This window comes from Phenylobacterium sp. (genome assembly GCF_044372605.1).
Taxonomy (GTDB): domain Bacteria; phylum Pseudomonadota; class Alphaproteobacteria; order Caulobacterales; family Caulobacteraceae; genus Phenylobacterium.
In genome coordinates this window covers 1-6,278 of record NZ_JBILRO010000206.1, presented here as the reverse complement: position 1 = coordinate 6,278, position 6,278 = coordinate 1, and the positions used below count along the sequence as shown (strand labels likewise).

The following is a 6,278-nucleotide window of genomic DNA, read 5'->3' as shown; positions in this document are numbered from 1 at the left end:
AGCCAGCGACTGCCGACAACTAACGCCGTGTCCGCACTAGGCCCGTCAGACCGCCTCGGCCCACCAAGCGGCGTACCAGAGGCTGCGGAAAATGGGGGCGACAGGCCGAAAGCCTGCTTCCTCGAATAGTTCCAGGGTGCGGCGCTCCGGGACAACCAGGGCCTTCGGGCCGTCGAAAGCCATCTGGCCTATGTGACGGCCGGGCGCGCCGGCGACCTCCGGAGGGAGGCCGACAAGCCCGCCGTGAGCTTCCACGACGGGGGAGAGCCGCGCGAACATGGCCCTGTCCGCGGCGCTCACGTCGGCGTGGACATAGGGGGCGCCCGGGCGCAGGCGTCGCCGGATGGCGCGCAGGTAATCCAGCTTGGTCCCGTCGTCCGGGAAGAAATGCATCACCAGCATTGACGTTGCGGCGTCGAACCGGAGGCCATGCTCCAGGTCATTGACCGTGCCCTTGACCAGGACCGTCCGGTCCGTCGCATCCGTCGACGCTACATAGTCGCGTGCGACCGACAGCATGTCGCCGGACGGATCGACGCCGGTCAGGCGATAGGCCTTGTCGGACGGTGCAAGGGCCTCGATCTCACGCCCGCCGCCGGCGCCCACGATCAACACCTCGGCCCCGGTCGGCAGGCTGACGTCCATCACCGCGCGCAGGCAGCTGTAGAGCGCCTCTGCGCCCGGGATCATCATCTGTACGCGACGGTAGTCAGCCACCGGCATCGGCGGGGCAGCGTCATAGTCCACGTCAAACCTCCAAAAGGGCAACCGGGCGATTGCACATCACCCAGCTCTTCGTCACTCAGGAAAGCCTCGGTCGCTTTCGTAGCGGCAAGGGTCGTCGCCACAGGGCGAGTTCCACGCCGGGGACGTGGATTTCATCCAGGACGGTTGCCGAAGCGCCCGTTCGGACGGGCGTCGTTGCCAGCCGCGATCCGGGGTTCGGCGCCAAGCATTGCGCGATTGCAGGCGCCGTTTCCACTCGACTAGCGGGTCGCGCTGCGCGACGGCATGAGCTCGCGCAACAGCGCGTCCTGACCATAGATCTTTGCAAGGGCTTCTGTGGCCGAGACCGTGGAAACGACGATTGAGCGGTTTATCTCGCCATCGTAGCCATAATTGCCGCCCAGCGAATGGATATTGCCATCGAACACGGCGCCGAGAACCTCGCCGGCAGAGTTCACAACCGGCGAGCCGGAGTTGCCACCCACAATGTCGTTTGTCGTTGCGAAGTTGAATACCGTACTGAGGTCCAGCTTGTCCTTGGCCGCCACCCAGCGCGGGGGAAGTGCGAAGGGTTCGGCGCCTGTCGCGCGGTCATAGAGCCCGGCGAGCGTCGTGAATGGCGGTATGGTTTTGCCGCGGTACGTCCAGCCGGCGACCTGTCCGAATGAGAGCCTCAGCGTAAAGGTGGCGTCGGGATAGATCGCATCGCCAAAGACTGCGAACCGCGCCTTGGCGACGCGCTCAGCGGCGCGTCCGGTCGGGCCGGAGACCTGGCTTTCCCACAGTTTGCGAGCCGCTCTGGCCTCGGGATCAAGGCGCAGCACGAGCTGGATCATGGGGTCATTGGAGCTTTTGATCGCAGGCAGACCCCCTGCCCAAAGCGCCTTGCGGACGGCCGGATCGGCGAGTTTGGACTCCGCGACCAGTCGGGCCGCGAGCGTCTCGGGGTTATCGCGTCCGAGCAATAGCTTTGTCGAGGGATCATCGACCGTGAGATACTCGCGGGTCTTTGAGAGCCAGAAGGCGAGGTAGAGCTGCTCGAGGGGCGCATCGACCGGCTTTGGGGCGAGCAGCTCCTTTTCCAGGAGCGCCAGGCGCGCCTCGCCAAACTCCGGCAGGCGATCGGATGATGGCTTTGCGCGCTCCTCGGCCGCCCGGACAAGATTGCGGGCATAGGTGAACAGGTTCGAAAGAGAGCCTGCCGCCGGCTCAAGCTGCCGGTAGCGAACAAAGTTCTCGGCGTAGGCCACCTGGGCGCCCGCGATTTCGGACCAGGGGTCGCCAATTTCGCTTGTCAGCTTTGGGTCTGCCGCGACCCTTGCCTTGAGATCGGACTCTGCCCTGCGTTTCGTGTCCAGGAATGCACGATCATTGAGGGCGGACTGCAGTCCGAAAACCACCTTGAATGAGTTCTCGATCCCAAAGAGCGGGTCCGTGCCGATGCGCTTGGCCTCCGGGCTCGTTTCCGAGAACTGGATAAGTCGCCCCCGAAGCTCCGAACGCTGTATTTGCCCGATTGGAAGCGCAAGATCGCGTTGCGACTCGAGTTGGGCGACCGTCAAGGCGCGGTCGGTGCCGCCGGGATTGCCCGATATGAAGGTGGCTTCACCGGCCGTCGGCGCTCGGGCGACCCAACGCAGATGTTGTGGTGTCGAGACGACCTTTCCGTCCTCATAGAGGCGCAGGAAGCTCATATCGAGGTTGTAACGCGGGAAGTTGAAGTTGTCCGGGTCGCCACCAAAGAAGGCGCTCGCCAGTTCTGGAGCAAAGACGAGGCGGACATCGCCGTAGCGGCGATAGGTGTAGAGCTTGTACTGCCCGCCCTGATAGAGCCTCACGACCTCGCAGCGAAGCGTTTCGGCCTTGCCGCAACCCGCTTCTTCTTCCTTAGCGATGGCGGTATCCCGGGCGCGTATGAACGCCTCCCCGGACATGTTGCGGGTCGCATCCTGAATCTTTGATGTAACGTCCTTGATCGAGGTCAGGATCTCCGCTTCCAGGCCAGTGCAGGCCTGCTCGTCCTTGCGCTTCTCGGTGATGAAACCGGCCTCGAGGTAGTTCTGTGCTGGCGTTGAAAGATCTTGAATGCACGTTCTGACGCAATGGTGGTTGGTGAGCACCAGACCATCCTTTGAGACCAGCGACGCCGAACATCCGCTTGTGAGGCGGACTGAGGCCGCCTGAAGTCGACTCAGCCATGCCTGATCCAGTTTCAGGCCATAGGCGGCGTTCACCTTCGCAGTGGGGAAGTTGTCAAACGTCCACATGCCTTCGTCGGCCGCCGCCGGCGCGGCATGGAGGGCGAGTGCGGCGCCGAACGCCATGACCATACGAGAACGCATTTGCAGAATCTCCGTCGCGCCGAGACGACTTTGGAAGGGTTGTTATGGTATAACGTAACACATTTCAGGGGCAAATCCGTTGCTGCGGAAGACGCCCGAAGGCGCTTTCGTCGGCAGGCTGGCCTCAGAGTGTTCCACTGAGGGTAAGGCTCGCGAATGCGCCTCTTGCGCTCTCGCGTTCATCTGTCCCGCGAACCTCTCCCGCCCGGCTCGGACTGTAGAAGGTGCGCAAGCGCGCATAGCGTTCCGTGGCGGCGCTGCGGATCGAAAGCCGCGCACGAAGGCCGCGCAGGGTCGTGGTCTCGATGAACGCTCCGATCCTGCCAGAGAACCTGTTGACGTCGGTCTGGTCGACCAGAAAGACAGTCGCTTCCGAGCCGGCGTCATATGTCAAACCCCCTCCAGGGCGCGCGAACCAGGTTGTGGCGGAACTCGGCAGTGACGGTCGGGCTGCGCAGATCGTTAAGTTCACGAGCCGCTCCGATCAGGGGGTCAGCGAATCTGGAACGCCGGAACTCGGCGTCGACTTTGAGGTTCGCACCCGGCAGGATGCGGTCAAGCGGCGCGTTCAGCGATCCCTTGATTCCTGTCACCGTGGCGCTGCCGGCATTGCCAAGACCCGGCGCGCCGGAGGGAAGCAAGACCTGCTCCAGAACATCCTTTCGCCATTCCCGGTAGCCCTCGATGGAGATCGCGAAGCCGCCTTCAACCCTGTGGTCTACTGACGCCGACAGCCGCGTGGTCCGATCGGGTCGAAGCGCCGGGTTGCCGGCAACGGTCTCGTCGTCCTGCAGCTCCGCCGACGCGGCGAAGTCAGAGAAGTTGAGTTGACCGACCGAGCGCCGGAGGCCGACGCGAGCCTGCGTCCGGGGCGTCATGCGAAACACCACCGCCCCCCCTGGCTTCAGGAAGGCGAAACTCTGGTTGTTTCTTGCATCGCCTGTGACCGTAGTGCGGGATGCTTCAAGCGCCAGCGCACCTTCGAGGGTCAGGCGTCTCGAGACCTCCCAGGTCAGGTTCGCGAAGGCCTCGCCCCGCCATTCCTGAACCAGCACATCCGCGGCTGGAAGGGCTATGGCGCGGGGGCCCGAGCCCGAGTCGACGACAAGCGAGAGCTCGCTATCCAGACGATTGTAGGCCGTTTCAACGCCGAACTCGGGTTTGAAACGGCCCTTTGCGGCGCGGACGAATGTGGTCCGGGCCAGCGCCTCGAGCGGCAACTGCCTCAGGCGAACGGTTGATTGGCTGAGGGTCCTTCCGTCGGCGGCGCTGCGAGTGTCGGTCTGGTCCTGCTGGTAGGGTTCCAGCGTCGCTAGTCCGACCACCTTCCAGGTCCAGGGTCCGATCTCGCGGACGTAGTCGCCTCCCAATTCGGCGTTCCAGATTTCCCGCTCAAAGTCGAACAGGTTGTCCTGATCGGGGCGCCCGGCGGGCGTACGCGCCAGGAAGATGTCGCTGTGGAGATCGTAGTAGAACTTCTGCCAACCGAACCGTGCCGTGACCTTGAGAACGCCGTCGCCCGCTGATCGGCTGGCGTCGCCCGACAGAAAAGCTTCTGTCAGTGTTGTGGGACGGTCGTCCACGAAACTCGACGTCAAACGCCCGGAACCATCGCGGATCAGCCGAAGTGTGCGATAGGGAAACTGCTCCCAGAAGCCGTTTGCCTTGACCGAGGCATCCCATCCCCCGAGCTTACGCGCGTAGCTGACCTGGCCTCGGGGGTAGAGTAATCCAGACCCGTTGCGTTCCAGTTCGGCGGACCAGGCGCCACCATCCACGCCACGTCGGCGAACGATATTGAGCACCACCGATTGGCCCTGCGCCTCGGACGTCTGGGCGTCCCGGATCACTTCGACCCGTTCCACCTGCGACGCCGGAATGCGGCGCAGCACGTCCTCGACCCCTCCGGATTTGGACGAGGGGCGTGCGCCATCGATCAGGACGTTTCCGGAAGCCCCGGCAAATCCGCGCACCTCATCACCGACGACCAATGCGAAGCCGGGCGTCCGCGTTGCGATGTCGTACGCCGTTTGCGGTGCGAAGGGCGCGAAATAGGCGGCCTCATAGATCCCCTGGGCCTTCGCGGGGGTTTCCTCCGCCGCGGCGGGCAAGGCGAGCATCACCATGGCCAGAAACGCGGCAGGGCGGCCGGCTCGGTAACTCATTCTGGTCTAACGATCGCTGCAGGGCTGCCTCGAAAGGCGGATGCCGTCAGATCCCAGGACCCGGCCTTCCCGGAGGGGCGTCTGAAAGCCGATGCATGGCGATGACCGGAGGTCCGGCAATGTGAGGATCGATAGATCATGTCGGTTCCGCGAGCGTATGAAATGTTATAACATAATGCATTGTGTTCAATTCGTATCCGCGTTCTGAGAGGTTCGCCCGGAGTTCGATCTCGCTGGAGATCTCAGCTTTGTCGCGCGCGCAGTCCGGTCGAGATCCTGGCGAGGGCGCTGCGTAGAAGCTGCAGGTAGGGCGTCGGCTTGAACGCCGCAGGGGCGATCTAGGGGTAAGCAATGCCAGACACGCGCGAAACCGTCATTGAGGCGACGAAGTTGACAAAGCGATACGGGCCCACGCTGGCGCTCGACAGTCTCGAACTCACAGTCGCCGCCGGTGAGGTTGTCTGTCTGCTGGGCGCGAACGGGGCGGGGAAAACCACGACCATCAACCTTTGCCTCGGCTTCACAACGCCCAGCGCGGGCTCCGTGCGGGTTCTTGGACGAGATGTCGGCGCCGACGTCGCGGCGGCGCGTCGCGCCCTGGGCTACGTGGCCGAGAACGTCAGTCTCTATCCGGCCCTTAGCGGCGCCGAGAATATTGCTTTCTTTGCGGCCTTGGCCGGACAGGCAGCAGACGATGAACGGCGCGATGAGACTATGGAACGGCTGAGGTTTCCGAAGAGCGCGATCCACCTTCGTGCCGGGACCTATTCAAAGGGTATGCGCCAGAAGCTTGGACTCGGCGTGGCTCTGATGAAGTCGGCTTCCGGTATACTTCTGGATGAACCGCTCTCGGGCCTTGATCCATCTGCGGCCAACGATCTGCTCGGGGTGCTGCGAGAGACGGCGGAAACCGGCGCGGCCTTGTTGATCTCCACGCATGACATCTTCCGGGCGCGTGATCTGGCCGATCGCATCGGAATCATGCGCCAGGGCAGGCTGGTCGACATGGTCCAACCCTCCGGGCTGACAGGCGCTCAGCTTGAGG

Annotated in this window: 5 protein-coding genes; 1 reads left to right on the top strand and 4 read right to left on the bottom strand. The window is 63.6% G+C overall.

The window, feature by feature from the left end; genetic code table 11:
* Positions 1-45: 45 nt before the first annotated feature.
* The 4 genes from ACIQ42_RS14505 to ACIQ42_RS14490 all read right to left on the bottom strand — a co-directional run bounded on the left by ACIQ42_RS14505 (position 46) and on the right by ACIQ42_RS14490 (position 5,233).
* Complete coding sequence (locus tag ACIQ42_RS14505; RefSeq protein WP_397422973.1) at positions 46-747, bottom strand: class I SAM-dependent methyltransferase; 702 nt, start codon at positions 745-747, stop codon at positions 46-48.
* A 239-nt stretch (positions 748-986) separates the two neighbouring features.
* On the bottom strand, positions 987-3,068 hold the full coding sequence (locus tag ACIQ42_RS14500; RefSeq protein ID WP_397422972.1) for a S46 family peptidase: 2,082 nt from the start codon (positions 3,066-3,068) through the stop codon (positions 987-989).
* Between the two features lie 124 nt (positions 3,069-3,192).
* Positions 3,193-3,462 (bottom strand): hypothetical protein, encoded by a 270-nt coding sequence (locus ACIQ42_RS14495; RefSeq protein ID WP_397422971.1) that lies wholly within the window; start codon positions 3,460-3,462, stop codon positions 3,193-3,195.
* Positions 3,452-5,233 (bottom strand): TonB-dependent receptor domain-containing protein, encoded by a 1,782-nt coding sequence (locus ACIQ42_RS14490; protein ID WP_397422970.1) that lies wholly within the window; start codon positions 5,231-5,233, stop codon positions 3,452-3,454. The genes ACIQ42_RS14495 and ACIQ42_RS14490 overlap by 11 nt, the downstream gene beginning before the upstream one ends.
* Positions 5,234-5,623: 390 nt before the next feature.
* On the opposite strand from ACIQ42_RS14490, the gene ACIQ42_RS14485 reads away from it, so the two are divergent.
* Positions 5,624-6,278, top strand: a 655-nt coding sequence (locus ACIQ42_RS14485; protein ID WP_397422969.1) for an ABC transporter ATP-binding protein, incomplete at its 3' end; no start/stop codon positions are given.

Coding starts and splice junctions, on each gene's coding strand:
- ACIQ42_RS14500 (WP_397422972.1), bottom strand. CDS start 3,068: ATGCGTTCTCGTATGGTCATGGCGTTCGGCGCCGCACTCGCCCTCCAT.
- ACIQ42_RS14490 (WP_397422970.1), bottom strand. CDS start 5,233: ATGAGTTACCGAGCCGGCCGCCCTGCCGCGTTTCTGGCCATGGTGATG.